This is a genomic window from Dellaglioa sp. CoH-57-MRSF-19 (genome assembly GCF_056781975.1).
Genome location: NZ_JBXAXW010000235.1, coordinates 1 through 294, shown reverse-complemented (window position 1 = coordinate 294; position 294 = coordinate 1). Strand labels below are relative to the sequence as shown.

Annotated in this window: 1 protein-coding gene; it reads left to right on the top strand. The window is 52.0% G+C overall.

What is annotated here, in order from left to right:
* Positions 1–294 (top strand): hypothetical protein (locus AC1RO3_RS09050; RefSeq protein ID WP_481764089.1); only part of this gene is annotated, 294 nt, incomplete at both ends.

The window sequence follows — 294 nt, the reverse complement described above, 5'->3', positions numbered from 1 at the left end:
AGGCATCTCAAGGGAGGCTTCGGCCGTGCTAATCGTGTTATCACCGAGCGCTACCAAAAACTGACTATCGTTCCACTGACGCTAGATCGCGAAATGCCGTCTAAGCATCAGCTGGCCAAGGGTCTATTGATCCCCGACACTGAGTTGGTGGGACTCAAGGAAAAGATGGCTGAGCTGAACATGACGACAGCTCAGCTCCACGACATAGTGCGCGCCATTAGACATCCGGACAGCCGCAAGGGAGTGCTTACTAAAACCCATAAAACAATGCTTGAACACATACGCGGTGCAAAC